This window comes from Pseudomonas sp. FG1 (assembly GCF_034313875.1).
Lineage (GTDB): Bacteria > Pseudomonadota > Gammaproteobacteria > Pseudomonadales > Pseudomonadaceae > Aquipseudomonas > Aquipseudomonas veronii.
This window is the reverse complement of sequence record NZ_JAVIWP010000001.1, coordinates 4,117,767-4,143,176: the sequence shown is the minus strand read 5'-3', so window position 1 is coordinate 4,143,176 and position 25,410 is coordinate 4,117,767. Positions and strand designations below refer to the sequence as shown.

Annotated in this window: 25 protein-coding genes; 10 read left to right on the top strand and 15 right to left on the bottom strand. The window is 61.1% G+C overall.

Annotation, left to right across the window (positions count from 1 at the left end):
• Positions 1-67 precede the first annotated feature (67 nt).
• The 7 genes from RGV59_RS19090 to RGV59_RS19060 all read right to left on the bottom strand — a co-directional run bounded on the left by RGV59_RS19090 (position 68) and on the right by RGV59_RS19060 (position 8,946).
• A complete protein-coding gene (locus RGV59_RS19090) occupies positions 68-2,593 on the bottom strand; it encodes an acyl-CoA dehydrogenase (RefSeq protein WP_102617577.1) in 2,526 nt (841 codons plus the stop codon).
• A gap of 280 nt (positions 2,594-2,873) precedes the next feature.
• Positions 2,874-4,331: an outer membrane protein transport protein gene (locus RGV59_RS19085; RefSeq protein WP_102617578.1), complete on the bottom strand. Its 1,458-nt coding sequence runs from the start codon at positions 4,329-4,331 to the stop codon at positions 2,874-2,876.
• Between the two features lie 106 nt (positions 4,332-4,437).
• Positions 4,438-4,932: a hypothetical protein gene (locus RGV59_RS19080; protein ID WP_126585555.1), complete on the bottom strand. Its 495-nt coding sequence runs from the start codon at positions 4,930-4,932 to the stop codon at positions 4,438-4,440.
• Positions 4,933-5,072: 140 nt separating this feature from the next.
• Positions 5,073-5,609 (bottom strand): alkane oxidation protein activator PraB, encoded by a 537-nt coding sequence (gene praB / locus RGV59_RS19075; protein WP_082107767.1) that lies wholly within the window; start codon positions 5,607-5,609, stop codon positions 5,073-5,075.
• A 133-nt stretch (positions 5,610-5,742) separates the two neighbouring features.
• Positions 5,743-6,237, bottom strand: a complete 495-nt coding sequence (praA, locus tag RGV59_RS19070) for an alkane oxidation protein activator PraA (protein WP_046484504.1) — start codon at positions 6,235-6,237, stop codon at positions 5,743-5,745.
• Between the two features lie 135 nt (positions 6,238-6,372).
• Positions 6,373-7,653 (bottom strand): alkane 1-monooxygenase, encoded by a 1,281-nt coding sequence (locus RGV59_RS19065; protein ID WP_104903330.1) that lies wholly within the window; start codon positions 7,651-7,653, stop codon positions 6,373-6,375.
• Between the two features lie 294 nt (positions 7,654-7,947).
• Positions 7,948-8,946: an alpha/beta fold hydrolase gene (locus RGV59_RS19060; protein ID WP_185833576.1), complete on the bottom strand. Its 999-nt coding sequence runs from the start codon at positions 8,944-8,946 to the stop codon at positions 7,948-7,950.
• Between the two features lie 258 nt (positions 8,947-9,204).
• On the opposite strand from RGV59_RS19060, the gene RGV59_RS19055 reads away from it, so the two are divergent.
• From RGV59_RS19055 to RGV59_RS19035, 5 genes are all read left to right on the top strand, one after another.
• Entirely contained in the window at positions 9,205-10,743 is a 1,539-nt protein-coding gene (locus RGV59_RS19055) for a flavin-containing monooxygenase (RefSeq protein WP_126585553.1), read from the top strand.
• Entirely contained in the window at positions 10,740-11,630 is an 891-nt protein-coding gene (locus RGV59_RS19050; protein ID WP_017846509.1) for an SDR family NAD(P)-dependent oxidoreductase, read from the top strand. The genes RGV59_RS19055 and RGV59_RS19050 overlap by 4 nt, the downstream gene beginning before the upstream one ends.
• Positions 11,631-11,645: 15 nt before the next feature.
• The gene (locus tag RGV59_RS19045) at positions 11,646-12,494 is read left to right on the top strand and encodes a metal-dependent hydrolase (RefSeq protein ID WP_046383674.1); all 849 of its coding nucleotides are present in this window, start codon (positions 11,646-11,648) and stop codon (positions 12,492-12,494) included.
• Positions 12,495-12,924: 430 nt separating this feature from the next.
• The gene (locus RGV59_RS19040; protein ID WP_226927611.1) at positions 12,925-13,155 is read left to right on the top strand and encodes a hypothetical protein; all 231 of its coding nucleotides are present in this window, start codon (positions 12,925-12,927) and stop codon (positions 13,153-13,155) included.
• Positions 13,156-13,177: 22 nt separating this feature from the next.
• A complete protein-coding gene (locus RGV59_RS19035) occupies positions 13,178-13,507 on the top strand; it encodes a DUF6388 family protein (RefSeq protein ID WP_046383675.1) in 330 nt (109 codons plus the stop codon).
• A gap of 30 nt (positions 13,508-13,537) precedes the next feature.
• Here RGV59_RS19035 and RGV59_RS19030 read toward each other — a convergent pair whose 3' ends face one another.
• Entirely contained in the window at positions 13,538-14,359 is an 822-nt protein-coding gene (locus RGV59_RS19030) for an aldo/keto reductase (RefSeq protein WP_102617582.1), read from the bottom strand.
• A gap of 105 nt (positions 14,360-14,464) precedes the next feature.
• On the opposite strand from RGV59_RS19030, the gene RGV59_RS19025 reads away from it, so the two are divergent.
• Positions 14,465-14,959, top strand: coding sequence for a DUF1543 domain-containing protein (locus tag RGV59_RS19025; RefSeq protein ID WP_102617583.1), 495 nt, complete (start codon positions 14,465-14,467; stop codon positions 14,957-14,959).
• Positions 14,960-15,025: 66 nt separating this feature from the next.
• Here the strand turns inward: RGV59_RS19025 and dapF are convergent, their stop codons facing one another.
• Positions 15,026-15,835 carry a diaminopimelate epimerase gene (gene dapF, locus RGV59_RS19020; RefSeq protein WP_102617584.1) on the bottom strand — a complete coding sequence of 270 codons (810 nt, stop codon included), beginning with the start codon at positions 15,833-15,835 and terminating at the stop codon, positions 15,026-15,028.
• 25 nt (positions 15,836-15,860) lie between these two features.
• Positions 15,861-17,444, bottom strand: a complete 1,584-nt coding sequence (locus RGV59_RS19015) for a L,D-transpeptidase family protein (protein ID WP_017846516.1) — start codon at positions 17,442-17,444, stop codon at positions 15,861-15,863.
• 38 nt (positions 17,445-17,482) lie between these two features.
• Here RGV59_RS19015 and RGV59_RS19010 point away from each other — a divergent pair, with 38 nt between their 5' ends.
• Both RGV59_RS19010 and RGV59_RS19005 read left to right on the top strand, forming a co-directional pair.
• Complete coding sequence (locus RGV59_RS19010; RefSeq protein WP_017846517.1) at positions 17,483-18,196, top strand: murein L,D-transpeptidase catalytic domain family protein; 714 nt, start codon at positions 17,483-17,485, stop codon at positions 18,194-18,196.
• Between the two features lie 29 nt (positions 18,197-18,225).
• On the top strand, positions 18,226-18,972 hold the full coding sequence (locus RGV59_RS19005; RefSeq protein WP_017846518.1) for a creatininase family protein: 747 nt from the start codon (positions 18,226-18,228) through the stop codon (positions 18,970-18,972).
• A 39-nt stretch (positions 18,973-19,011) separates the two neighbouring features.
• Here the strand turns inward: RGV59_RS19005 and RGV59_RS19000 are convergent, their stop codons facing one another.
• Both RGV59_RS19000 and RGV59_RS18995 read right to left on the bottom strand, forming a co-directional pair.
• Positions 19,012-19,353: a hypothetical protein gene (locus tag RGV59_RS19000; protein WP_046383680.1), complete on the bottom strand. Its 342-nt coding sequence runs from the start codon at positions 19,351-19,353 to the stop codon at positions 19,012-19,014.
• 34 nt (positions 19,354-19,387) lie between these two features.
• Positions 19,388-20,032 carry an ATPase gene (locus RGV59_RS18995; RefSeq protein WP_126585552.1) on the bottom strand — a complete coding sequence of 215 codons (645 nt, stop codon included), beginning with the start codon at positions 20,030-20,032 and terminating at the stop codon, positions 19,388-19,390.
• 132 nt (positions 20,033-20,164) lie between these two features.
• On the opposite strand from RGV59_RS18995, the gene RGV59_RS18990 reads away from it, so the two are divergent.
• On the top strand, positions 20,165-20,431 hold the full coding sequence (locus RGV59_RS18990) for a hypothetical protein (protein ID WP_017846521.1): 267 nt from the start codon (positions 20,165-20,167) through the stop codon (positions 20,429-20,431).
• On the opposite strand, the gene yfcF is transcribed toward RGV59_RS18990, so the two are convergent.
• Positions 20,406-21,038: a glutathione transferase gene (yfcF, locus tag RGV59_RS18985; protein ID WP_126585551.1), complete on the bottom strand. Its 633-nt coding sequence runs from the start codon at positions 21,036-21,038 to the stop codon at positions 20,406-20,408. The two genes, RGV59_RS18990 and yfcF, sit on opposite strands and share 26 nt — an antisense overlap.
• Before the next feature lie 96 nt (positions 21,039-21,134).
• Entirely contained in the window at positions 21,135-21,686 is a 552-nt protein-coding gene (locus RGV59_RS18980; protein WP_046484530.1) for a DUF924 family protein, read from the bottom strand.
• A 119-nt stretch (positions 21,687-21,805) separates the two neighbouring features.
• Between RGV59_RS18980 and RGV59_RS18975 the strand changes: the two genes are divergently transcribed.
• Positions 21,806-22,960, top strand: a complete 1,155-nt coding sequence (locus tag RGV59_RS18975; protein ID WP_126585550.1) for a DUF1624 domain-containing protein — start codon at positions 21,806-21,808, stop codon at positions 22,958-22,960.
• A 58-nt stretch (positions 22,961-23,018) separates the two neighbouring features.
• On the opposite strand, the gene metE is transcribed toward RGV59_RS18975, so the two are convergent.
• Positions 23,019-25,307, bottom strand: coding sequence for a 5-methyltetrahydropteroyltriglutamate--homocysteine S-methyltransferase (gene metE, locus RGV59_RS18970; protein WP_108526542.1), 2,289 nt, complete (start codon positions 25,305-25,307; stop codon positions 23,019-23,021).
• Positions 25,308-25,410: the final 103 nt, after the last annotated feature.

Sequence of the window (25,410 nt, the reverse complement as noted above, 5' to 3'; positions counted from 1 at the left end):
ACATCCACTCACGATACGGTATCGGTATGAACGCCCGAGCCATGTAGGCGCGTTCATTCAGTGCCACTCAATTGACCGAAGCATTCTCGCCCTGGCTGGTACGACGCTGGGTAGACGGTTGCAACACGTGCTTACGCTGCTGCAACGCCTCGAGCAGACCGAAGTCCTGCGGGAAGTCGTCGACCTGGATGCCGTGGTCGGCATATTCCACATAGCGCGCGAGCAAGGCGTCTTCATCGCTGCCGATCAAGTCCAGCGCCCGCGCCTTGACGCGCCAGGCGGCAAAGGCCGTGGCGGCGATCGGCATCGGTTCGAGCAAGCCCTGTTTGATCGCAGGCTTGAGCCGTGCTTCGATCAGCTCCACCTGCGGCAACAGGCGGAAAGCCAATTCGCCGTAGGCCAGCTTGTCGATTTCCGGACGTGGGATATAGGAATTGGCCAGCAAGCGCTCACGGGTTTCGCCGGAGGTCTGCACCACATCCGCCACCTGGGCCAACAGCCGGTCCGAGGGTTTACGCAACGGGATGCCAAACGGAAAACTCAAGCCGCGCACCACCGCTGCCGCAGCTTTCGACGGATAGTTATCGAGTGTTTCGGCGAGGGCTTCATGGGCGCGCAGCAACGCATCCTGGGCCGACCAATGCACCAGCGGCAAGTCCGCCTGGGGCCGACCGTCGTCTTCAAAGCGCTTGAGCACGCAGGACAAGATGTACAACTGCGAAAGAATATCGCCCAGGCGCCCGGTGATACTTTCCTTGCGCTTGAGCGCACCGCCGAGCACACCCATGGAAACGTCCGAGATCAAAGCCAACACCACCGACAGCCGATTGGCCTGACGGTAGTAGGACGCCAACGCCGGCTCGGTCTTGGCGGGTGCGGAAATCAGGCGCCCGCCAGTGAGCGAATGCACTGCGGCGCGCACCGTATTGGCCAGCACAAAGCTCACATGGCCGAACATTGCGCTGTCAAACGCTTCAAGCGCCTTGCGCCGATCGGGGTTGCGCGCCGCTTCCATCTCGCGCAACACATAGGGATGGCAACGGATCAGGCCCTGGCCAAAGATGATCAGGCAGCGGGTCATGATGTTCGCGCCTTCTACCGTGATCGCAATCGGGCTTTGTTGATAAGCGCGGGCCAGGAAGTTGTTGGGGCCCATGCAGATGCCCTTGCCGGCGACGACGTCCATGCCGTCGTTGACGATCATCCGCGCGCGCTCGGTGACGTGGTATTTGGCGATGGCGGAGATCACCGAAGGTTTTTCGCCGGCATCCAGCGATGCCACCGACACCTTGCGCACCGCGTCGCAGGCATACAAATGCCCGGCCATGCGCGCCAACGGGGCTTGCACGCCTTCGAACTTGCCGATGGGCAGGCCGAACTGTTTGCGCATCGCCGCATAGGCGCTGGTGCCGCGTACTGCGACCTTGCCCAGGCCGACGTTGGCCGACGGCAAGGAAATCGCCCGACCGGCCGCCAGGCATTCCATCAGCATGCGCCAGCCGTTGCCGACCTGTTCGCGGCCGCCGATGACCCACTCCAGGGGAATGAACACATCCTTGCCGGTGGTAGGACCGTTCTGAAACACCGCGTTGAGCGGCCAGTGCCGACGACCGCTGTTCACGCCCGGATGGGAGGTTGGGATCAACGCGCAAGTGATGCCCAGCGAACCCGGCTGGCCGAGCAGACCTTCCGGGTCTTGCGCACGAAACGCCAGGCCAAGCACCGTGGCAATCGGGCCAAGGGTGATGTAGCGCTTGTCCCAGGTCACGTTGAAACCCAGCACTTCCTCGCCTTCGTGCAGGCCTTTGCAGACGATGCCCAGGTCCGGAATCGCCCCAGCGTCGGAACCGGCATACGGGCTGGTCAGCGCGAAACACGGAATGTCTTCGCCACGCGCCAGGCGCGGCAGGTAGTAATTGCGCTGGGCATCGGTGCCGTAATGCAGCAGCAATTCCGCCGGGCCCAGGGAGTTGGGCACCATCACCGAAATCGCCGCCGCCGAGCAGCGTGTCGACAGCTTCATCACCACTTGCGAATGCGCGTAGTGGGAGAAGCCTTTGCCGCCGTACTGCTTGGGAATGATCATGCCAAGGAAACCGGCGTCCTTGGTGTACTGCCAGCCCTCGGGGGACATGTCTTGCCAGACCTGGGTGGTTTCCCAGTCGTTGGCGATGTCGCACAGGGTTTCGACTTCGTTGTCGAGGAAGGCTTGCTCCTCGGCGCTCAGGCTGGCCGGCGCGGCTTGCAGCAGGCGCTGCCAGGCGGGTCGGCCGCTGAACAGTTCGGCATCCCACCACACGGTGCCGGACTCGATGGCCGCGCGCTCGGTGTCGGACATTGCCGGCATCACTGTACGAAATAGGCTCAGAGCCTTGCTGGTCAACAGGCTGCGGCGCAGCGGTTTGATTGTCATCAGCAACGCGGGCAATACCACTAACAGCGCCACGACGGTGGTGCCGAAAACGGCGACCACGTTGAACAGGTAGCCGGCCGCCAGCCAGGCCAGGCCGGCGCCCAGCCAGTGGACAGCGGCGGCTTGTCGATACGCCAGGGCAATCGCGGCTGCGAAACCCACCAATAACCAGATCACCATGGGGATACCTCTACTCGATTCAGGGCGTAGCAAACGCTGGCGCAGATCGATATGAACTGCGGCGTAGGGCAACACTACAAATTTGGCAAGCCAGATTCAAATTATGTTTTGAAATTTTTATTTAACTCCTGGGCAAAAAAATACTGGGCTGAGCACGTCAGCCGGGGTCACGAATACGAACATCGGAATAGGTCACATGGCGACCCGTAAATGAGGGCAAACAGCAGGAAGAAGGCATTCAGATGCGCTTAGTGCCTTCCTCCATAGCCCTCGATATCTGTTAAAACTTGTAGGTGGCCGATACGCTGACCACATCGCCTGACGACTCAGCCTTGCCGTCCAGGCTGGCGCCACCCAAGCGGTCAACGTTTTTGGTTTTCAGCTTCACTTCCTGCACGAACTGATGGGAATACGCCAAGTCAAGACTCAAGCCCTTTACAGCCTTTACCTCGTAACCCGCACCGAACGACAAGAACGTACGATCACCATCCGGGATACGGGGGTCACGGGTCGAGTTGCGGGTTGGTGTCTGGTCAAGGGCCACACCGGCACGCAGCGTCAGTTCATCGGTGGCACGGAAGTCACCGCCGAGGGAGTACATCCACGAGTCCTTGTAGTTGTAGGGGATTGAGACGATGGTGATATCACCGGACTTGAGCGTGAGGTCCTTGAACGACGACCACTGCGTCCAGTTCACACTTGCGCCCAAGGTGAATCGGTCATTGAACTGATGCACCCAGTCAAAGCCCGCAGTCGCGGGAATATCCAGTTGGGTACTGGCATGTGCGCCATCCGGGTACAACGCCAGCCCAGGATAAGCCGACCCAACCAGCGTGCCAGTGCCAGTGAACGGGTTCGGTTGAGTCATCAGGGCATAGCTGTACGAGTCTGAACGAATGTTGTACTTGCCCGTCATCTTGTTCTTGATCTTGGCGTGATAGTTCAGGCCCAAGGTGTCTTGGTCAGTAGGTTTCCAGGTAATACCGGTAAACCAGCCGGTGGAGATATTGTCGACCTTGACCCGTATCAGCGCGCCTCCGACCCCTGCCGGCAAATCAATACTGCCCAGTAATGGGTCCTGGGAGTTGGCAGCAGCCGCCAACAAATCGATGTTCTGACTCACAAACCCTTTACTGTGTTGAACAATAAGCCCACCGCCGATGGCGAACTGATCGTTGACTTTGAACGAAAGCGAACCGGTCAATCCCACGGTTTCGATCTTGGTGTCTACAGCAAAATCGCGAAGTTTGGAGTCTTCGTCCCAAGTTGAGCGCATCCCTTGTGGCACCACTTGGCTCAAGCCAAAAGCGAACCGGTCCCCCAGGGGCATCACCATGAACCCGGTCGGCAACCAGGCAGTGAAACCACCCTCGCCACCATCATTGTTGTTGACCGTTGGCGATGAAAGGTCAGGGAAACCATCCGCACCTATTGGACTGTTCGAGACAGGGTTACCCAGATAATCATTAGCCGCGCCCTTATATTTGATTTTGATGCGCGCGTAGTCGACCGTCATTTGTGCGACGTTCTGGTCCACAAACGCCATCGCGGCGGGGTTGTTGTACGCCGAACTGGGGTCGTTCTTGAATAGCGAACCACCACCAAAGGCGCGCCCCCAACCAGGAGCCCCATAAGTCGGTGTGGAAAATCCGCCGGCCTGCACGGGCGTGGCAACCATCACCCCGCCCATCAATGCCAGTCCCAGCAAAACCTGTACCTGTTGTTTTTTATTATTCATGCGGCACTCCATATTGTTATCTCACTGAACCAGCCCCAGCCGGATCGCTTGCTGCTTTAATTTGCCCACTTGAAGGCATATTTGAATCGGTAGATGGCGATCCAATTCATGGTGTGATCGTCAACGCTGGCGAGGGTTTAAAGTTGAACGTGTTCAGCCTGCAGGTTGAGTTCACGGTGTGGGGGCTAGTGAGGCTGAAGGTATCGTCAGCAGCACTCCACTGCATCGCAACTGCACTGGGAGTGGCGCAACTGTCGTAGGCGAATTTCTGCATGAAGCCTGAGAGGCTCGCGGTATTGGCACTTGTGGGCACCAGTGTCCAAGGCAGATTCAATGGCCCGGAAATATTGCATAAGGCATTCCCGGCAAAAGTAGCGCCGGTGATAGTTGCACTCGAACCGTCAGCCGCTACTTGTCCAGTCAATGCAATGCTGCAGGGAATAGGTGTCCATACCAACGGCTTTATTCCCGTCGCAATTGTGCCGGTTGCGTTAAAAGCAGCACCGGCCTGGGCAAATGTTGCGGCACTGACCATGGAGGAGCCAAACACCAACCCTAGTAACACGGCGGCTAAAGAAATACGTGGAATAACATGTTGCATTGTCTTGACCCTCAACTTTCTTGTTGTTGTCAGTCGGTAGCGCCGATTTCTAGTATTTAAGAAAACCCCGCCAAACAAGCGCCTCGTTAGAGGCGCCTGCCTTTCAACGGGTGATCAACCCTTTCCACGGATTACATGCTTCAAGGAACAATGGTGACACCAGTGGCTTTGACATTCAGCGACTGCACGGTGCAACCGCCGGAAAGCGCTTGGTTAGCGGCAGTCAGGGTGATGCTTTTATCCGAATCCAGAGGACCGGTAGTTGAAGCCAGAGCTACGTTAATGGTGGACGGGCCGCAGCTTGTTCCGGGGATCAAAGGCGGTACACCGGTAATGGTGTAACCGACGTTGGTTGCGGTGCCTGAAGTGGTGGTGGCCGGTGTCAACAACCATGGCAAGCCGGTGATCTGAGGCAAATTGCACAGAGTACTGCTGCCGGGAGACACGACCACATTGGTGATATCAGCCTTGCCATCAGAACGAACCGTTCCTGAAAAAACGGCTTTACACGTCACGGCAGCGCCAAAAGACGACGGGGATTTGACGACGATAGTGCCCGTAGCGTCGGTTTGGAACGTCTTCCCAACAGGGCTAAAAGACGCCGCACCGGCCATCGAGGCCGCACCCATGCACACGGCCAAAGCAGACAACGACACGAGAGTTTTCAAACTTTTCATTATTTTTCCTCACATGTTATGGCGAGTCATTCGCCAGGGGTAATGGCCATGAACGAGAGGTCACGGAGAAACTGCAGAACTTCCCTTTCCAGCCAAATTTCAATTCAATTACCGCTGCAACTATCGGATATATCTATTCGACAACTTTGAAGTTGGCCGGCATCTTGATCGACACCGTCTTGATCTTGCAGTCTTCGCCAATCGGTACATTGGCGGCTTCCAACTTGCCGGTGGCGTTATCCCAGGTGCCGTCGGCCGTGGAGGGGCCGCACTTGCCGCCCAGGCCGAAGGCGTGGACGTCCACGCTGATCTTCGACATCGAGCCGCTTTGGGTGTCTTTGGCCACCAAGATCCACGGCAGGTTGATCGCTTCGACCCGGCTGCACTTGAGGCCGCCGTCGAATTCGACCTTGTCGACATTGACGGACGAACCGTCGGCGGCAACCTTGCCCGCCACCTTGATGGTGCAGTCGGCACTGATCAGCTTGCCTTTGGAAAAACTGATGGGCCCTTGGGCAGTAAACGCACTGCCGGCAGGTTCAATACGGGCAGCCTGGGCTTGCTGATAGACAATCAGACCCAATGCCGCCAATAAGATATGGGCGGTGAACTTGGCAGGTGTTTGCATGGTGAACGTCCTTCCCTTGCTTTTATTTTTGTGGGGTCAAACAACTCTCTTGCAATGAAATCGATAAACGCTGGGCGATAAGAAACCGCGCGATACAAAGATCCCGAGCACGCCAGGTAACTTTTTCAGTTCATCTCAGAACGTTTTGCTATTGCCGCCGTATTGTTTCAGATAGTGCAAACGCTTGGACGGTTGAAGATTGGTCAGAGTGATATCCCCGGCATAATGCCTGAGCACACGATGGTCCATCCGTCGTCGCCACAAATACGGCACGTAAGCCCAGACAATCATGCTTGCATAACCGTAGGGAAGTTGCGGCGATTCATCGAAGTGACGCAACGATTGATAACTGCGCGTCGGATTGGCGTGATGATCGGAGTGCCGTTGCAGTTGGAACAGAAAGATATTGGTCACGATCCGGTTACTGTTCCACGAGTGTCGCGGCGAGCAACGCTCATAACGGCCGTTGGGCAACTTCTGGCGTTTAAGGCCGTAGTGTTCGACGTAGTTCACCACTTCCAGCAGCGAGAAGCCGTAGATGCCCTGGATGATCAGGAACGGAATCACCGCCGCCCCCAACCAGGCAATCATCGCGCCCCACAACACCACGCTGTACAGCCAGGCGCTGAGCACGGCGTTTTTCCAGTGCCAGGCCGGCAGGCCGAGTTTGCGCAGGCGTTCGCGCTCCAGGTTCCACGCCGAGCGTGCGCTGAACCACACCGAGCGCGGCAGGAAAGCCCAGAAACTTTCCCCCAGCCGCGAGCTGGCCGGATCTTCCGGGGTGGCGACACGGACGTGATGGCCCCGATTGTGTTCGGTATAGAAGTGCCCGTAGAACGTCGGCGCCAAAGTGACTTTGGCCAGGAACACTTCCAGCGGCTTGGGTTTGTGCCCCAGCTCGTGGGCGGTGTTGATCGCGATGCCAGTCGCCGCGCCCGTGGACATGGCCATGCCCAGGTACGTGAACGCACTGACCTGGCCGTGCAGTTGGGTGCGCGAGGTGAGATAGGCGGCCGTTTTCGCCAGCCAGCTCGAAGGTTCCAGCGCGGCGGTGGCCTGGAGCAAACCGCCGTTGATGATCCAGTCGATACCGCCGGCCGCCAGCCAACCGGTGATCACCACCGAAGCGATGACGAACAGCACGCCGGTGTAGATGATCCAGCGGTAATAGCGTTGCGATTCGAGGTGGTTGACGGCGGACTCGGGCGGGTTACTCACGTCTTCGCCCAACAGGCCATCGATCAGCGGGATGAGGCCGAAGATCACCAATACGCCAACCCACCACAGTTGTTGCACGCCGCTGGTGATTGCCAGTGTGCCGGAGAGTAAAGGCGTTGCCAGGGGCAGGATGCCGAGCCACCACAGGTGGCGTTTGCCGTCGGCCCAGACCTGCGGGGTGGCCAGGGTCTGATTCATGGCAACCTCCGGACGAGGCAGGTGCAAAACAGGTTCGAGGAGCGCGGAAGGCTCCGGGAAATCAACCATGCGATAAAAGACGTTTTTTTCATTGTTATTCGCTCTTAGGCATTTCAAAAATCATTTCAAAACAAACATTGAAATATTTTTTTAAATAAATAACGCGAAATCGTTAGGTCGTCAACTAGTTTATCGAGCCCTTTTTTGCGTGACCGAGCAGTCTCTTTTTCAGCTGGCTGGTCAGGTGTCTAGAGCGCGCATTGACGCCGTTGTGCCGCGACTCGGATGGCCCGATTATTTGTCCGCCAGGGCCAACGGTGGATGCAGGACGGTGGTGTTTTGCGGTGATCGGGCCCGTTTGGCCACCTGTTCCACCACCGCCACAACACGCTCCGTCGCGGTGATCGGCAACATATGGCCGCGCTCCTCCACCAGTTGCAGCTTGAGGCCGGGCACCCGGCTCGCGAGGGCCTGGCCGTGCTTTTGAAAGTCCAGCACCTTGTCCTTTGCGCCGTAGATCAGGCCGATGGGCAGGGTCAGTTGCGGGTAGCGCTTGACCATGCCCGGCAGGTGATCGTTGACCTGGTTGATCTCGGTGGAGGCCGCGTAGAAGTTGGCCGGGCGCATGCCGAGCAGCCCGCCGCCGCGTGTAGCGAAGTCCGCTGGTGCAGGATCGGGGGCGAACACGCCCTTGACCACCGAGCCTTTGGTCAGCAGGCCGATCGGCATCGTCAGCGTGTGCGACAGCCAGCGACGCAGCCACGCCGGGCGCACCGCCAATGACAGGAACACCAGCGGCAACAGGCGCTGGGGATGGGTCAGCGGTGCCACCAGGATCAACCCGGAGACCGCGTGGGGATGGTCGAGGGCCAGCGCCAGGGCCACCGCGCCGCCGAGGGAATGCCCCAGCACCAGCGGTCGATCCAGGCCCAGCGCCTGGATAAAAGCCGCGATTTGCCGGGCCTGGGCCGGCAGGTCCGCCGCCGTGCCGGGATGCCGGGTCGAATAGCCCGAGCCAGGCCGGTCGAGCGTGATGACCCGGAAATGCTCGCGCAACTGCCCCGACAAGGCGTAGGTCAGGTTGCGACTGCTGCCCATCAGCCCGTGAATCATCACCAGCGGTGGGCCCTTGCCCTCGTCGAGATAATGAAAGCGCTCGCCATCGACGTCCACAAAGCGCCCGTTACTTGGAACGGCCGCTTCGATGCGCCGTGTCATCCAGGCACTGAAGCCCCATGCCACCACGCTCGCACTGACCAGCACACCCGCAGCGATAACCCATTCGACAGCCATAGCTCGGTCCTCTGCTTCCCTGCTGCCGACCGCCCGACCGGAATTGATCAAGGCCTCAGCCATCGCCCACACCCTGGACCTAAACTTCGTGCATACCGTCGCACATGAGGAGCCAGGGACTAGCCTAGGCGATATTTTCAGGTAGATTATTTAAAATCTTTTTTAAAATAAGTAATTCAATTTTCCTTTGCAATGGTGTTCTATCTAAAAAGACAAAACAAAAACAGGAGCACATCCGATGCCCACGCAGGCCCGCCTATGAATGCCCACAGTGACTCCATCGACATCGCCATCATCGGCTCAGGCTTCGCCGGCCTGTGCATGGCGATCAAGCTCAAGGAAGCCGGCTTTAGCGACTTCTTTATCGCCGAACAGGCCGAGACACTCGGCGGCACCTGGCGCGACAACCACTACCCTGGCTGCGCCTGCGATGTGCAGTCCCACGTCTATTCGTTTTCGTTTGCGCCCAACCCGCACTGGACCCGCCAATTCGCCGCGCAAGCGGAGATCCGCGCCTACCTGGAGCAATGCGCCCGACGTTTCGCGCTGGCGCCGTATCTGCGCTTCGGTATGGGCCTGCAACGTGCGGTGTTTGATGAGCAGCAACAACGCTGGCAACTGAGCTTCAGCAACGGGCGCCAGGTCAGCGCGCGGGTGCTGGTGTCGGGCATGGGCGGCTTGTCGCGCCCGGCGCTGCCGGATATCCCGGGGCTGGACAGCTTCAAGGGCCAGCGCTTTCACTCCCAGCAGTGGGACCACGCCTATACCCTGAAGGGCAAGCGCGTGGCGGTGATCGGCACCGGCGCCAGTGCCATTCAGTTCGTGCCGCAGATCGCGCCGCAGGTCGCTCATTTGGACCTGTTCCAGCGCACCCCGCCATGGATCATGCCCAAGCCCGACCGAGCGATTTCCCGCGTTGAGCGCTGGGCATTCAAGCACCTGCCCTTCACCCAACGGCTGGTGCGCGGCGCCTTGTATTGGGCGCTGGAAGGCCGCGTGGTGGGCTTTGCCCGGCACCCACGGCTGATGAAGATGGTGCAGAAAGTCGCCCTGCGCCACTTGCACAAACACGTCACCCGCCCTGCCCTGCGCAAGGCGCTGACGCCGGACTACATCCTCGGCTGCAAGCGCGTGCTGATCTCCAACGACTATTACCCAGCGTTGTCGCGCAGCAATGTGCAGGTGGTGACCGACAGCGTGCTGCGCATCGAAGCCGATGGCGTGATCACCGCCGACGGCGTCAAGCACCCGGCCGATTGCCTGATCTTCGGCACCGGGTTCCAGGCCACCGACCCGCCGCCCCGCGACTGCATCATCGGGCGTCACGGCGTCGACCTGATGGACGCCTGGCACGACGGCGCCCATGCCTACAAAGGCAGCACGGTGCCGGGCTACCCGAACCTGTTCCTGATCATCGGCCCCAACACCGGCTTGGGGCATAACTCGATGATCCTGATGATCGAAGCCCAGGTCGCTTACATCCTCGATGCGCTGCAACAAATGCAGCGCCACCGCATTGCCACGGTGGAGGTCAAACCCGCGGTGGAACAAGCCTACAACCACCAATTGCAGGACAAACTCACGCGCACCATCTGGAACACCGGCGGCTGCCGGAGCTGGTACCTCGACCCTCGCACTGGCAAGAACACCACCCTGTGGCCCGGCTCGACCTGGCGCTTCAAGCAGATCACCCGGCATTTTGCACTCAAGGATTATGTCGCCAGCATGGCACCGATTGACGCGGCGCCCCGCGCAATGGCCGCGCCACATTCCACCGCAGAAGGGAGCCTGTCATGAAGTCATTCAACGGCCGCGTGGCGGCGATCACCGGCGCGGCATCCGGCATGGGCCGCGCATTGGCCCTGGCCCTGGCGCGCGAAGGTTGCCACCTGGCGCTGGCGGACAAGAACAGCCAAGGCCTGGACCAGACCGTGGCGTTGATTCAAACCGCCACCCTGGCGCCAGTGCGGGTGACCACCCAGGTGCTGGATGTGTCCGACCGGCACGCCATGCAAGACTGGGCGGCGCGCTGCGCTGCCGAGCACGGCCAGGTCAACCTGATCTTCAACAACGCCGGAGTGGCGCTGTCGAGCACCGTCGAAGGCGTGGACTACAGCGATCTGGAATGGATCATCGGCATCAACTTCTGGGGCGTGGTGTACGGGACCAAGGCCTTCCTGCCGTATCTCAAGGCCAGCGGCGACGGCCATGTGGTCAACACGTCCAGCGTGTTCGGGTTGTTTGCCCAGCCCGGCATGAGCGGCTACAACGCCAGCAAATTCGCGGTGCGCGGCTTTACCGAAGCCCTACGCCAGGAGTTGGACCTGCAACGTTGCGGCGTCTCGGCCAGTTGTGTCCACCCCGGCGGCATCCGCACCGATATCTGCCGTAGCAGCCGCATCGACGCCAACATGACCGGCTTTTTGATCCACAGCGAACAGCAGGCCCGCGCCGACTTCGAAAAGCTGTTCATCACCGACGCCGACCAGGCCGCCAAAGTGATCCTGCAGGGCGTGCGCAAGAATAAACGCCGCGTGCTCATCGGCCGCGATGCGTATGTTCTCGACCTGCTCACCCGCTGCCTGCCGGCGGCCTATCAAGCGCTGGTGGTGTTCGCCAGCAAGCGCATGGCCCCCAAACGCCCAACGCCGCTGTTTGACAGCAACGACGAGAGCCGTCTCTGAACAGGAGCAAGCCCCATGCTACCGATCCGTCGCGATATCCGCTTTGCCTTGCCGGCCGAACGCATCAAGGACTGGCACGAACAAGGTCCGTTCATCACGCATTTTTTCAATGCGTTGTCGTTGCTGTTTCCCCAGGGCGAGCTGTTTTTCATGGACAGCGTGCGCCACTACCGCCAACGCATCGATGACCCGGCGCTGAAACAGGAGATCCAGGGTTTTATCGGCCAGGAGGCCATGCACAGCCGCGAACACCTCGCCTATAACGACTTGCTGCAAGCCGCAGGCCTGCCGGCACATCGCCTGGACCGGCGCCTGAAATTCTTCCTCGACCTGCAGAAAAAACACCTGCCGCCGGCGTTCAACCTGGCGGTGACCATCGCCCTGGAGCATTACACCGCGATGCTCGCGGAAATCCTCCTGAGCGACCCTTCGCGCTTCGGCGATTCACTCAAGGGTTACCAGCAGATGTGGTACTGGCATGCCCTCGAAGAAACCGAGCACAAGGCGGTAGCGTTTGACGTGTGGAACCGCGTGATCAAGCCGGGCCCCCTGCGCTACCTGCTGCGCACCGGGAGCATGCTGACCACGACGCTGCTCTTCTGGCTGGTGGTGTTCGACTTCCACCTGCGCCTGCTGATCGCCGACCGCAAGGCCGGCGGGCATGTGCAAGGGTTCTGGCGCATGCTCAAGTTTTTGTATGGACCCAAGGGCGTGTTCCCGCGGATGCTGCGGCCGTGGCTGCACTACTTCAAGCCGGGCTTTCATCCGTGGGACCACGACAACCGTGCGCGCCTGGCGAGGATCGAGGGCTTGGTCGAAGAGATCGAACAGACCCAGCGCGAATACCGATCGGCCCAAGCCTAGACCCGCCGCGCACGCAACCTGGTACAGCACCCCGGCCACCGTGATCGCCGTGGGTGCTCGGGTCGGCGTCGAGGCGCACGCCGCCGACGCCGAATAACACACAGCGCGCCCTCGCGGCCGGCGCGCAGCCCCTCGAAGACAGGGTCGGGAACACACCGGCCACCGCCACACATGACCAGGCGCGGCGCGAAAAGCCGTTGCGGTCGCCCAGTTGATTTTTCAGGTTCCTCAGCATGCTCATGTGCGCGCTTGCGCTTTAGCCACGGAACTTTCTGATAAGAAGCAGTCCCTAAACCTGTTTCAAGATGTAATATCTGCGACTTTTTCAGGGTTCCCGGATCGCGCAGCAAGGGGAACACGCTGAAATCGCCAGCAGCAAGGAGCTTGGCTTGAGATGCAACACAAACGGTCTAATACTATGCACCCACTGATGTTTAACGCACTGCTGTGGTTATGTGGGGTTGCTTTGCTCTACCTGGCCAAGGCGGTTATGGAGCTGTTTTTAGGGCCGATCAGCGAAACCTGGATCGACCTGACGCTGGTGCTGACCGCGTACCTGTTACTTTTCGTCCTCGACCCCATACGCACCCGGATAAACCGCCGCATGCGCAAACGCGCCCGGCGTAGACAGGCTTGCCAAGACACCGGCGCAGATGCCTGACTTTTTTTCGAGGAACCCACCTGTGTCCCAACCCGGCGATACCCATCAACTCGCGCTGGACCGATTTCTGCAGGCACACCCGGATGTCCTCACCCAACTGGACACTCTGAACCCGCTGGCCGCCCAGGCCAAAGGCGAAACCCTTGCGCAATACCGCGCCGAACGCCTGCATGAGGCGTTCGAAGCCGAAGCCGAGCGCCTGGGGCTGTTTGCCTGGGAGCTGACCCTCAAGCTGACGGCCGAATCCGCCCAGGCATTCGAAGCGCAACGCCTCGAAGTGCATAAGGAAGTGGCGCAGATGGCGGGGATGAGCTGGGACGAATACTGCGAGTTGCATGGCGTGAGCGGCTGACGCGGCACGCCCCATGCTGGTTTTATCGCCTCACACCATCGCCAACGGATGCTTGCGCTTGGGCGCTCCGAACACCCGGTCGATGGCGTCGAGGTCGTGTTCGTCCAGCACCAGTTGAGCGGCGGCGGCGTTGAGCCGCACATGCTCTTGCGTGACGGCCTTGGGGATGGCGATCATCCCGTCCTGACGCACTACCCAGGCCAGCGCGACCTGCGCGGGCGTCGCCTGATGCCGATGGGCGATCTGCTGGAGGGTCGGGCTGGACAGTAATTCGCCGCCTTGCGCGATCGGACAGTAAGCCATCAACGGCAAGTGATGTTGTTGCCACCACGGCAGCAGGTCGAATTCGATGCCGCGCTCCTGGATGTTGTAGAGCACCTGGTTGGTCGCGCAGGCCGGTGACGCAAGTTCCTGCAGGTCGGCCACATCGAAGTTGGAAACACCCCAGCGGCCGATCTTGCCGGCTTCGCGCAAGCGCTCGAACGCCTCGACGGTTTCTGCCAGCGGGTACTGACCGCGCCAGTGCAGCAGGTACAGGTCAATGTAATCGGTGCCCAGGCGCTGGAGGCTGGCATCGCACGCGCGCGGTACGCCCCGGCGGCTGGCGTTGCGGGGGTAGACCTTGCTCACCAGGAACACCTGCTCGCGCTTGCCGCGAATGGCCTCGCCGACCACGCTTTCGGCGCCGCCTTCACCGTACATTTCGGCGGTGTCGATCAAGGTCATGCCCTCGTCGATACCGCACTGCAACGCCGCGACTTCGACGCGGCGCCGGTCCGGGTCTTCGCCCATGCGCCAGGTACCCTGGCCAATGACAGGGACCGGAACACCGGCCAGATCGATGGTTCGCATGACAATCTCCTGATGCGTTCGCGGGTTAACAGTGTGGCATTCACCGGACAAAAGGGTTCAATCGAAGTATGGTTGCCTTTTGCCAAATCGCCGGAAGGGCCTGCAATGCTGTTTGTCGTGATGCTCGGGGGCAAGCACCCACGGGCCAGGATCGAAGTCCATGACGTGGTATTCGCCGTGGCGGATACGCTGGACGCCACCTACCCACAGTTACGCGATGCCTGGTTTGGCAGCCCCAAGGGCGTGCATATCGATTCGTGGATGGCGGTCGATGGCGTCGACGGTTGGAAAGTCGAACTCAGCCACCTGGCGCCCCAGGCCGGCGCGCCGCACCTGTACTTCATCAACCTGGGCGGCTATGAGACCAACCGCTTTGGCGAGGCGCATCACTACCTGCTGGTGGTTGCCCGCGACAAAAAGGAAGCGACGGGCAAAGGCAAGCAACAGCTGCTGCGTCACTGGTCACAGGCCCACACCGACGGCGTGCTGGACATCGACGACTGCCTGCCCATCGATCTGGTCGACGGCCGTTACCTTCACCTCGTCCAAGCCCCGCACCGGCCGGTGCTCCAGCAGAACGACTACATTGTGCTGGCGTGAACCGGCTTTACCCGCTCCGCCGACGCTCAACCGCCGGCACCGGATGAACCGCTGCCGGAACTCAATTTACCCTATGGGCACATAGACGATGCCCTGCATGATCGGCTCCACGCTCCCGGTCAACACCACGCCGCCCTGCCCGTCCCACTGCACGGTGACTGTGCCTCCGTCGCATTGCACCTCGACGCGGTCGTCGAGCAAGCCGCGGCGAATCCCATTCACCACCGCGCCGCAGCAGCACGAGCCGGACCCGAGCGGCACGCCGCCGCCGCGCTCCCAGATCCGCAGGCGAATATGCCCGCGATCGATGACCTGGACAAAATGCACATTGGTCCTGGCGGGGAACAGCACGTGGGTTTCCAGGGCTGGGCCCAGGGTCGCCACGTCGACAGCGGCGAGGTCCGCGACAAAGAAGGTGCAATGGGGGTTGCCCATGCTGCACGCCGCCGGGTCGCCTTCGAGGGGCAAGTACAGTGTGTCCATCGACTCGGCCAGCGGCACCGCGGCCCAGCCCAGCGATGGCGCGCCCATATTCACCGACACCCGCTGCCCCGACTCACGCACACAGGTCAGCAAACCGCGGTCGGTACGCAGCACGATGGTATCGGTGCCGGCTTCATGCATCAGCCGCTCGGCCACACCGCGCGTAGCGCTGCCGCAGGTTTGCAGGGGCGTGCCATTGGGGTTCCAGAATTTGATCCGTGCGGCAGCGTCTGCGCAATCGAGCACCACCGCCAACTGATTGAAGCCGATGCCGGTGTGACGATTGCCGAGACGGCGAGCGACCTGCGCGCTGATCGGATCATCCAGACCACGGCGATCGATGATGAGGAAGTCGTCGCCGTGGGCGTGCATCTTCACGAAAGGCAGCGTCATGGCGTGTGCTGTGGGCGGTGACAAATCAGAGCACACTCCCCATGGCTTTCATCAACACGGGGTCGCGCCCGTAGATATCGGGCGCATACACCAACTCACCCTGGCGATCCACTTCCACGGTCCAGTACCCGAGCAACACCGGCACCGGCGTCGCCAGGCGGAATTCATGGGTCACGCCGGTGGCCAGCAATTCATCGGTGCGAACGCGCTCCGCCGGGCTCACCAGCAGGTCGCGCAGCAGCAACGGTTGTTCGACCCGCACACAACCCGAGCTGAACGCACGCGGGCCTTTGGTGAACAGCGGTTGGCTGGGCGTGTCGTGCAGGTACACCGAGTACGGGTTGGGGAAACGCAGCACGATCTTGCCCAGCGGGTTGCGCGGGCCGGCTCCCTGGCGCAGCAGGATGTTGCCGGGGCGGGCCCAGTCAATGTGTTCGGGGGCCAGCGGGCGACCCTCGGGATCGAGCACTTGCAGGTTCTGCTGGCGCAGGTATTCGGGGTTGAGGCGGATGGCCGGGAGTTTGTCCTCGCGCATGATGGTGGGCGGCACGGTCCAGGTCGGGTTGAGGGTCAACCGGTTGATGCGTGATTTGAGCAGCGGTGTCTGGCGTTCGGCGCGGCCGACCTGCAAGCGGGTTTGCCACACCGGGATGCCACTCTGATAGACACTCAATTGCGCGGCGGCGACGTTGACCACCACGCCTTCGGGCTCCAGGTCCTGGCTCAGCCAGCGGAAGCGCTCCAGGTTGATGCGCAACTGCTCGCGGCGCACCGCCGGGCTGATGTTGAGTTCGGCCACCGTGCCGGCGCCGATCACGCCGTCGGATTGCAATGAGTGACCGACCTGGAAGGCCTTGACCGCCTTGACCAGTTCGTCGCGGTACTGCTTGCCGTTGTCCTTGGGTTCGCTGGCGAGATAACCACCACGGTAGAGGCGCCGCGCCAGTTCCGGCACGCGCGGGTCTTCCATGCCGGGGCGCAACAGCGGCCCGCCGGCGACCGCGTCCCAATGCGGTAATGGCTGCTTACGCAACGTGGAATAGACGTTGCGCAGGCTGCGGTATAAATCCGTGCTGGGCCGGGCCTGGTCGAAGGCTTGCGCCATGTCGTGCAGCCCGGTGGCGGCGAAGGCCAGCACCTCGGTATCCAGGTCGCGGGTGGGCGGCTGGAAATGCCACAGCGGTTCGAAGCGCGATTGCTGCAGGCGCCCGTAATGCAAATCCTGCAGGGCTTGCAGGTACTGTTCGCTGCTGCCGATATCGCTGCACAGCACGTTGTCCGTGGCGTTCGCCGGGGGCAGGCTATAGTGGGTGGGGTCCAGGCCGTCGTCGGCCAGCATCAGCAACTGCGCTTGCAGTGCCTGGCGGCGTTCGGCGACCCACAGCGGCACATCGCCCTGCTGCCGATAGAACGCCTGCAGACGCGCCAATGTCGCCGCGTCGATGCGCGACGCAAGGCTGGGGCACACGCTGGGCAACTGCGCGAGGGCCTGTTGGACCGGGCTGGCTGGAATCACCGGTAACGTGCCCATCGGTACTTCGTCGGCTGTAGCGACCAGCGGTGCAACGAGCAAGCAAATGCTCAAGTAACATGCGTGTTTTTTGAACAATAGCTTTGCTCCAATCCACAGTGGGGGATGTACTGTAGATGCTGACTTTTATGTGCCGCCTCGGCCTGATGACCTTGACCGTGGCTACGCTGAGCACCGTTGTGCTCGCCGCCGACGGCAACCCTGTTTCCTTGTATAGCAGCCTGGCGCGCTCGGCTCCAGAACTCAATCCCACTGTACTCAAAAGCGCGCTGAACGCGGTGCAGTGCGCGGTCAATAATGGTGAAGAGCGTTCCGAGCGCCTGGCCGTGATTGACTATTCCCAGCCTTCGACCGCTCGTCGGCTATGGATTTTCGATTTGCGCAAAAAGACCCTGGTGCTGCGCGACCTGGTGGCCCACGGGGCGAAGTCCGGGGAAAACTTCGCCACCCAGTTCTCCAATCGTGAAGGCAGCCACCAGTCCAGCCTGGGCCTGTTCCGTACCCAGGAAAGTTACCTGGGCACCCATGGCTATTCGTTGCGCATGGACGGCCTGGAGCCGGGCTTCAATGATCAGGCGCGCGACCGTGCCCTGGTGATTCACGCCGCCGACTACGTCAACCCGTTGTGGAGCAAGCGCGAAGGCCGCATCGGCCGCAGCCAGGGTTGCCCGGCGGTGCGTCCGCAGGTGGCGCGCCAGGTGGTGGACAAACTCAAGGATGGGCAGTTCATGTTCTCGTGGTACCCGGACCAGCGCTGGTTGAAGTCTTCGACCTACCTCAACTGCAAACCCCAACAGGTGGCGAGTAGTCGTACAATCCGTGGCGGTTAGCCTGTCCCCACCGATAAAGAGAGCGTCGCATGCTTCTACATAAGTCCACCTGGATCGAGATCGGGCAGTTTCTGGAGCGCAGCCGCACGGTGGTGATCCCGATCGGCTCGAATGAGCAACACGGCCCCACCGGCCTGCTGGGCACCGACTGGATGTGCCCGGAAATCATCGCCCACCAAGCGCAGCTACACGCAGACATCCTGATCGGCCCGACCTTCAATATCGGCATGGCCCAGCACCACCTGGGTTTTCCCGGCACCATTTCGCTGCGCCCTTCCACCTTTATTGCCGCGATTGGCGACTGGGTGCGTTCGCTGGCCGGGCATGGTTTCGAGAAGATCCTGTTTCTCAATGGCCATGGCGGCAACATCGCCACGATCGAAGCGGCGTTTTCCGAGCTGTATGCCGCCGCCAGCTTCGCCCGCCAACCGGCCGGGTTTGCGCTGAAGCTGGTGAACTGGTGGGATCTGGAAGGCGTCAACGAGCTGGCTCACCGGCAGTTCCCGGTCGGCCACGGCAGCCATGCCACGCCGTCGGAAATTGCCGTGACGCAGTGGGCTTATCCGGAGTCGATCAAGTCTGCCGATTATTCGCCGCAGATCGCCAACACCGGACCGATCCGTGAAGCGTTGGACTTCCGTGCGCGCTTCCCCGACGGGCGCATGGGCTCGGACCCGGCCCTGGCGACCGTGGAGAAAGGCGCTGAATTGGTGGCGTTGGCGGCTCAAGGGCTGGTCAAGGTTGTCGACAGCTTCAGCCACGAAGCAACCCCTTGAGCCAACCCTCGCGCCCACCGAGTTAGGGGTGGCCTGCGGTTACTTGCACTCTTGCGCCGTCAATTCCAGGCGCGACGGCGTGATGGTCGACGCGAGCGGCTTGCGCTCATACAGGAACACCTTGGTGCCGTCCTGGCTCTTGTAGGCCTCCAGTACATCATCGGCGGCAACCTTGCTGGTCAACACCACCTTGGCGTGGCGCGAATTCTGCGTCACGGTCGAGGTGAGGTTGTGTTTTTCAAGCTTGGGCAACACGCATTGCATATAACCTTCGGGGGTCTTGGCGGTATGCAGGGTCAATGTCGGAGCATTCGGAGCGGAAACACAACCGGCCAGTAACAAAGAAGCGACAGCCAGGGCCGGGGCAAAAAAAGAGCGCATAGAAATCCTGAATATATAAAAGGAAAAGTTCACATCAACCCGCTCGGACTAATGCCTTGAGCGACGCATCAAATTGTTTCAAGGCATCGAGCTGTACATCGCGCTGCTGCTCGATCTGCGCGGCAATCTCCGGGGCCGCCTTGTCATGCGTCCACACCGACGGCACTTGCTTATGCACCGAGCCTTCGGCCTTGGCGATGTACTGCAGGTCCGCGTCATAGAAGCGCGCGATAAAATGCGCTTCGACCAGGTCGTTACGCGGGGTCAACAGTTGGTTATGGGTGTCGAGCATCACCACCACATCGGGGTGAGCCTGCACGAGCGCATCCAGCGTGTCGTAAACGGTCACCGACAAAAACGTGCCTTGCAACGAATTCATCAACCAGTCAATCGCCAACTCCGGGTCGGAACTGTTGACGAACGCCGCCCGGATGCGCCCATCAAGGGCATCTCTGGCGCCATTCAAGGCTGTGGCGTGGTAGCGTTCAAGGTAGCTGAGGTTGTCGACCGTGTTTTCGCTGTACAGCACCCCCACTGACTGCTCGTGCCGCAGCGAGTCTACGCTAGCGCCGAGTGACAGCAAATGGCCTGTACGCAGTTCATCGGCGATTACCGGGTTGATCATGACCACAGTGCTCATCATCAGGGTCATTAAAGCCAGTTGAATAAACGTCCTCATCGCGCGATTTCCTTGAACTGCGTCTTGATGGGGAGATTTTCCGCCTTTGTGGAAAAAACAGAACTTGCAATCTCTGATGCTGACTATTATCTGAATCAATAGTGCTTACATAAAATCTATAAGGACCACGCTATGAAACCCCACCAGAAAACCTTCGACCGCATCCGCGAAGCCGTATTGCCGGATTTTCGCGATCGGGTCGCCGATTACCTGGTTGTCTATGAAGATGTGCTGCTGGACGAGGCCGCCGACCCGGACCAGGCCTACGCCATCGCCCAGCAATTGCTCGGTTACCTGCGCGGTTTGAACACCACCCGCGTGCTGGGCATGGCGGACTGGGAAGAGCTGGACCGACGCGTCGCGCAGGAATGGCCTAAAGCGCGGGCCTTGGCAGATTGACCCATTCCTGCACCGATGGCCGCTGCCATTGGCGCTGCGCATAGCTCACCAAGTCGGCCGGCACAGGGTCGCCGTTGAGGATCAGGCGGTTGAGCATCACCGCCAGGTCCACATCGGCAATTGACCACTCCCCGAACAAGTACGCCGGATTCCCCGCCAACAGCACCTGCGCCGCACCGATCAAGCGATGGGCGGCAGCTTCGGCCAATGGCGACAACGGCGGCATCTTCTGCCCATAGAACACCACCAACGTCGAACGCTCCTGGCGAATCGGCAGCAAATCGCTGCGCAACCACGCCTGGACCTGCCGCGCCCGCGCCCGCTGCTTCGGATCGGCCGGGTACACCGCCGTTCCGGGGTAGGCCGCGTCGAGGTATTCGCTGATCGCCGAGGACTCCGACAGGGAGAAATCACCGTCCACCAGCGTCGGCACGCGTTGGGTCATGGACAGTTGGGCAAAGCCCGCCGTCTGGTGTTGCGCGGCGTCGAGGTCGAGGGGCACGGTGTCGAACGCCAGGCCTTTTTCGCGCAGGGTGACGAACACCGACATCGCGTAGGGGCTGGTGAACAGCGAATCAACGTAGAGGCGCAGCGCAGCTTGGTTCATGGTGGATCTCCTTGAGTGAAACCCCACGCTACGAGATCGGCGGCGATAAAGACAATGCGCAGTTTTTATGGGGGCATTCCCCGGCGGAATAGCGCCTCAACCGGCAAACCCGCCCTGCTCCAGAAACGCCCGTTCCGCCTCCGTGGTCGTCCTGGCCAGCACCTCATTGCGGTGGGGAAAGCGCCCGAACCGTTCGATGATCCGCGCGTGTTCCTTGGCCCAACGGTAAGTGTTGGCATCCAACTGCTGGTTGAGGAGCAGGGAGCGTTGCTGGTCTTGCGCGTCTTCGGAATGCTCAAACGGCAGATAGCAAAACGCACGCAATGCCGGTTCGACCAATTGATCCAGCCCGGCATCCACCATGCGCCGCGCATACAAGCGCGCCAACGGGTCCGTGGCAAACATATGCGCTGTACCGCGAAACGCGTTGCGCGGGTACTGATCGAGCAGGATCAGCAAGGCCAGCGCACCTTGCGCCGAGTCCAGCCAGCCCTCCAGCTCACGCCGCGCCGCTTGCAAATGGGTGGTGTGGAAGGTGTCGCGAAACGCCGCGTCGAACGCGGCGTCCTTGGCGAACCAACGCTTGGGACCGGCCTGCGTCCAGAAATCGACGACGGCGTGCGGGGTGTCGTTGTGTGGTTTGCTCATGATCAGCCTCTCCCGACGCCAGGCGCGAACCTGTTCGCTCTCGATGACTTCGCGCAGCGGCGCGCGCATGCGTTATAGGATAACATTCGCTTTTAATCCTGCCCTTGTGATCCACGCCCATGATCGACGCTGCTCCCGTGCGCCAACGCCTGCTTTCCATCGACGCCCTGCGCGGCCTGGTGATCCTGTTCATGCTGCTGGACCATGTGCGCGAAACCTTCCTGCTGCACCGTCAGGTCAGCGACCCGATGAGCCTCGACAGCACCGAGCCCGCGCTGTTTATCAGCCGTACCCTCGCCCACCTGTGTGCGCCGGTGTTTGTGTTGCTCACCGGGCTGTCCGCCTGGTTGTACGGGCAAAAATACCAGGGCCGTGGCGATGTGTCGGCCTTTCTGTTCAAGCGCGGGCTGTTCTTGATCGTGCTGGAGTTCAGCCTGGTCAACTTTGCCTGGACCTTCCAACTGCCGCCCAGCGTCATCTACCTGCAGGTGATCTGGGCGATTGGCCTGAGCATGATCGCCCTCGCCGCGCTGCTGTGGTTGCCGCGCCCGCTGCTGATCAGCTTGGCACTGGTGATCATGGCCGGGCATAACCTGCTGGACGCGCTGCACTTCGCTCCAGGGACAGCGCTGCAGACTGTGTGGGCGCTCCTGCATGAGCGTAGTTGGGTCGAGGTGTCCGATCACCTGCGATTGCGCATCACGTACCCGGTGTTGCCATGGATCGGTGTGATCGCGCTGGGTTACGGACTGGGCCCATGGTTTGCCACGGCCATGGCGCCTGCCCTGCGCCAGCGTTACCTGTTGCGGGCGGGGCTCGGTGCATTGCTGGGATTCGTGTTGTTGCGGGCGGCCAATGGCTATGGCGAGCAGCCGTGGCACGCGTATGACAGCGGCGTGCTGACGTTGATGAGCTTTTTCAATGTCACCAAGTATCCGCCGTCGCTGTTGTTCCTCGCGTTGACGCTGGGCATTGGCCTGTTATTGCTGCTGGCGCTTGAACGCGTGGGGCAGCGGCGCTGGATCGGCGTGCTCGCGGTATTCGGCGCAGCCCCGATGTTCTTTTATCTGTTGCACCTGTATGTGCTGAAGATGCTCTATGTCGCGTGCGTGGCGCTGTTGGGCCTCAACCATGGCGCCTACTTCGGCTTCGACGGTGTTGGCGCGGTATGGCTGGTCGCGCTGCTCTTGCCGATGGCGCTGTATTGGCCGGTGCGCTGGTTTGCCGGGCTGAAGGCGCGGCGGCGGGATGTGGCGTGGCTTAAATACCTGTGACCTGTCACTGCGCCTGCGGTGAAAGGGCGCAAGCGCCCTCCCACCTTGTCAGGCCGTGTTACGCCAGTTCGGCGCGCAGTTGCCGCGCCGCCGCGACCATATGGATCAGGGCCGCTTCCGTCTCCGGCCAGCCGCGCGTTTTCAAGCCGCAGTCGGGGTTCACCCACAAGCGTTCTGCCGGAATGCGTTTGGCGGCCTTGCGCAGCAGGTTGGCCATTTCCGAGGCGTCCGGCACCCGTGGCGAGTGGATGTCATAGACGCCCGGGCCGATGTCGTTCGGGTAGGCGAAGGCTTCGAACGCGTCCAGCAGTTCCATGTCCGAGCGCGAGGTTTCGATGGTGATCACGTCGGCATCCATCGCCGCGATGGACTCGATCACATCGTTGAACTCGCTGTAGCACATGTGCGTATGGATCTGGGTTTCGTCACGCACGCCGCAGGCGCACAGGCGGAACACTTCGGTGGCCCAGTCCAGATAGTGCTGCCACTGCGCCTGGCGCAACGGCAAGCCTTCACGGAACGCGGCTTCATCGATCTGCACGATCTGGATGCCGGCGGCTTCCAGGTCGACCACTTCGTCACGGATCGCCAGGGCGAGTTGACGCGCCTGCACTTCACGGCTCACGTCTTCACGCGGGAAGGACCACATCAGCATGGTCACCGGGCCGGTCAGCATGCCTTTCATCACCTTGCGGGTGAGGCCTTGGGCGTAGCGGATCCACGCCACGGTCATCGCCTGCGGGCGGCTCAGGTCGCCGAAAATCACCGCCGGTTTCACACAGCGTGAACCGTAGCTCTGCACCCAGCCGAAGCGGGTGAAGGCGTAGCCGTCCAATTGCTCGGCGAAGTACTCGACCATGTCATTGCGCTCGGCTTCACCATGCACCAGTACGTCCAGGCCGAGGTTTTCCTGCACCTCAACGGCGTGACGAATCTCGCTGTGCATCGCCTCGACGTATTCGGCTTCGCTCAACTTGCCTTGTTTGTAGGACTGACGCGCCAGGCGGATCGACGCGGTTTGTGGGAACGAACCGATGGTGGTGGTCGGAAACAGCGGCAACTTGAGACCGGCACGTTGTGTCTCGATGCGCTGGGCAAACGGCGATTGGCGCTGGCTGTCCTGAGCGGTGATTGCCGCCACGCGGGCTTGCACCGCCGGTTTATGAATGCGCGGCGATGCGGCACGGGCCGCCTGTACGGCGCGGCTTTCGGCGAGCGCGGCGAGCACGTTCGGCGCGTCGGGCTGGTCGACGGCCTGGGCCAGCACGGCCACTTCGGCGCACTTCTGGACGGCGAACGCCAGCCAGCTTTTCAACTCGTTATCGAGCTGGTCTTCACGGCCCAGGTCGACCGGGCTGTGCAACAACGAGCAGGACGGCGCCACCCACAGGCGATCGCCCAATTTTTCATGGGCGTGCCGCAAAGTGGCCAGGGCATTGTCCAGGTCGCAACGCCAGACGTTACGCCCGTTGACGACCCCAAGGGACAACACCTTATAGGCCGGCAGGCGGTCGAGAATGGTCGGGTACTGCTCCGGTGCGCGCACCAGGTCGATGTGCAGGCCATCCACCGGCAGGTTGGCGGCCAGGCCGAGGTTTTCTTCCAGGCCACCGAAGTAAGTCGCGACCAGCTTTTTCAGCGGGTCACGCTGGATCAGGTTGTAGGCACGCTCGAAGGCGTTTTTCCAGGCTTGCGGCAGGTCGAGTACCAGAATCGGCTCGTCGATCTGCACCCACTCCACGCCCAGGTCAGCCAGGCGCTGGAAGATCTGGCCGTACAGGGGCAGCAGGCGGTCGAGCAGCTCGAGTTTGTCGAAATCACCGCCCTTGGCCTTGCCCAGCCACAGGTAGGTCAGCGGGCCGATCACCACGGGTTTGACGGTGTGCCCCAGGTCAAGCGCCTCCTTGACCTCGTCGAAGAGCTGGTCCCAGCCGAGGTGGAAGTGCTGGTCGACGCTGAACTCAGGCACCAGGTAATGGTAATTGGTGTCGAACCATTTGGTCATTTCCTGGGCGTGCGCCCCGCCGCAGCAATTGTCACTGACGCCACGCGCCATGCCGAACAAGGTCTGCAAGGTGGCTTTGCCATCGGCCGGGCGGAAACGCTCAGGGATCACACCGAACATCAGCGAATGGGTGAGTACCTGGTCGTACCAGGCAAAATCACCGACGGGCAACAGCTCGATGCCAGCCTGTTTTTGCAAGGCCCAATGCGCCTTGCGTAAATCGCGGCCGACAGCGTGCAGGCCGGCTTCGTCGAGTTCGCCCTTCCAAAACGCTTCCTGCGCTTTTTTCAGTTCACGATCGCGTCCAATGCGCGGAAATCCGAGGGAATGAGCGACTGCCATGACTTACAACTCCACTGTAGGTAGTAATGGCAGCCATTGTCGGCAGATGACGATAGTGAGACAAACTCATTTTATTCCTGATGATCACAAGATTTACTCATGT

What these genes read in the sequence shown, in the direction of transcription:
- RGV59_RS19060 (WP_185833576.1), bottom strand. Translation starts at nt 8,946, where the DNA reads ATGGCTGTCGAATGGGTTATCGCTGCGGGTGTGCTGGTCAGTGCGAGC.
- RGV59_RS19050 (WP_017846509.1), top strand. Translation starts at nt 10,740, where the DNA reads ATGAAGTCATTCAACGGCCGCGTGGCGGCGATCACCGGCGCGGCATCC.
- RGV59_RS18990 (WP_017846521.1), top strand. Translation starts at nt 20,165, where the DNA reads ATGAAACCCCACCAGAAAACCTTCGACCGCATCCGCGAAGCCGTATTG.
- RGV59_RS19040 (WP_226927611.1), top strand. Translation starts at nt 12,925, where the DNA reads ATGTTTAACGCACTGCTGTGGTTATGTGGGGTTGCTTTGCTCTACCTG.
- praA (WP_046484504.1), bottom strand. Translation starts at nt 6,237, where the DNA reads ATGCAAACACCTGCCAAGTTCACCGCCCATATCTTATTGGCGGCATTG.
- RGV59_RS19025 (WP_102617583.1), top strand. Translation starts at nt 14,465, where the DNA reads ATGCTGTTTGTCGTGATGCTCGGGGGCAAGCACCCACGGGCCAGGATC.
- RGV59_RS19030 (WP_102617582.1), bottom strand. Translation starts at nt 14,359, where the DNA reads ATGCGAACCATCGATCTGGCCGGTGTTCCGGTCCCTGTCATTGGCCAG.
- RGV59_RS19045 (WP_046383674.1), top strand. Translation starts at nt 11,646, where the DNA reads ATGCTACCGATCCGTCGCGATATCCGCTTTGCCTTGCCGGCCGAACGC.
- RGV59_RS19055 (WP_126585553.1), top strand. Translation starts at nt 9,205, where the DNA reads ATGAATGCCCACAGTGACTCCATCGACATCGCCATCATCGGCTCAGGC.
- RGV59_RS19005 (WP_017846518.1), top strand. Translation starts at nt 18,226, where the DNA reads ATGCTTCTACATAAGTCCACCTGGATCGAGATCGGGCAGTTTCTGGAG.
- metE (WP_108526542.1), bottom strand. Translation starts at nt 25,307, where the DNA reads ATGGCAGTCGCTCATTCCCTCGGATTTCCGCGCATTGGACGCGATCGT.
- RGV59_RS19085 (WP_102617578.1), bottom strand. Translation starts at nt 4,331, where the DNA reads ATGAATAATAAAAAACAACAGGTACAGGTTTTGCTGGGACTGGCATTG.
- dapF (WP_102617584.1), bottom strand. Translation starts at nt 15,835, where the DNA reads ATGACGCTGCCTTTCGTGAAGATGCACGCCCACGGCGACGACTTCCTC.
- RGV59_RS18975 (WP_126585550.1), top strand. Translation starts at nt 21,806, where the DNA reads ATGATCGACGCTGCTCCCGTGCGCCAACGCCTGCTTTCCATCGACGCC.
- RGV59_RS18995 (WP_126585552.1), bottom strand. Translation starts at nt 20,032, where the DNA reads ATGAGGACGTTTATTCAACTGGCTTTAATGACCCTGATGATGAGCACT.
- RGV59_RS19065 (WP_104903330.1), bottom strand. Translation starts at nt 7,653, where the DNA reads ATGAATCAGACCCTGGCCACCCCGCAGGTCTGGGCCGACGGCAAACGC.
- RGV59_RS18980 (WP_046484530.1), bottom strand. Translation starts at nt 21,686, where the DNA reads ATGAGCAAACCACACAACGACACCCCGCACGCCGTCGTCGATTTCTGG.
- yfcF (WP_126585551.1), bottom strand. Translation starts at nt 21,038, where the DNA reads ATGAACCAAGCTGCGCTGCGCCTCTACGTTGATTCGCTGTTCACCAGC.
- praB (WP_082107767.1), bottom strand. Translation starts at nt 5,609, where the DNA reads ATGAAAAGTTTGAAAACTCTCGTGTCGTTGTCTGCTTTGGCCGTGTGC.
- RGV59_RS19090 (WP_102617577.1), bottom strand. Translation starts at nt 2,593, where the DNA reads ATGGTGATCTGGTTATTGGTGGGTTTCGCAGCCGCGATTGCCCTGGCG.
- RGV59_RS19000 (WP_046383680.1), bottom strand. Translation starts at nt 19,353, where the DNA reads ATGCGCTCTTTTTTTGCCCCGGCCCTGGCTGTCGCTTCTTTGTTACTG.
- RGV59_RS19010 (WP_017846517.1), top strand. Translation starts at nt 17,483, where the DNA reads ATGCTGACTTTTATGTGCCGCCTCGGCCTGATGACCTTGACCGTGGCT.
- RGV59_RS19080 (WP_126585555.1), bottom strand. Translation starts at nt 4,932, where the DNA reads ATGCAACATGTTATTCCACGTATTTCTTTAGCCGCCGTGTTACTAGGG.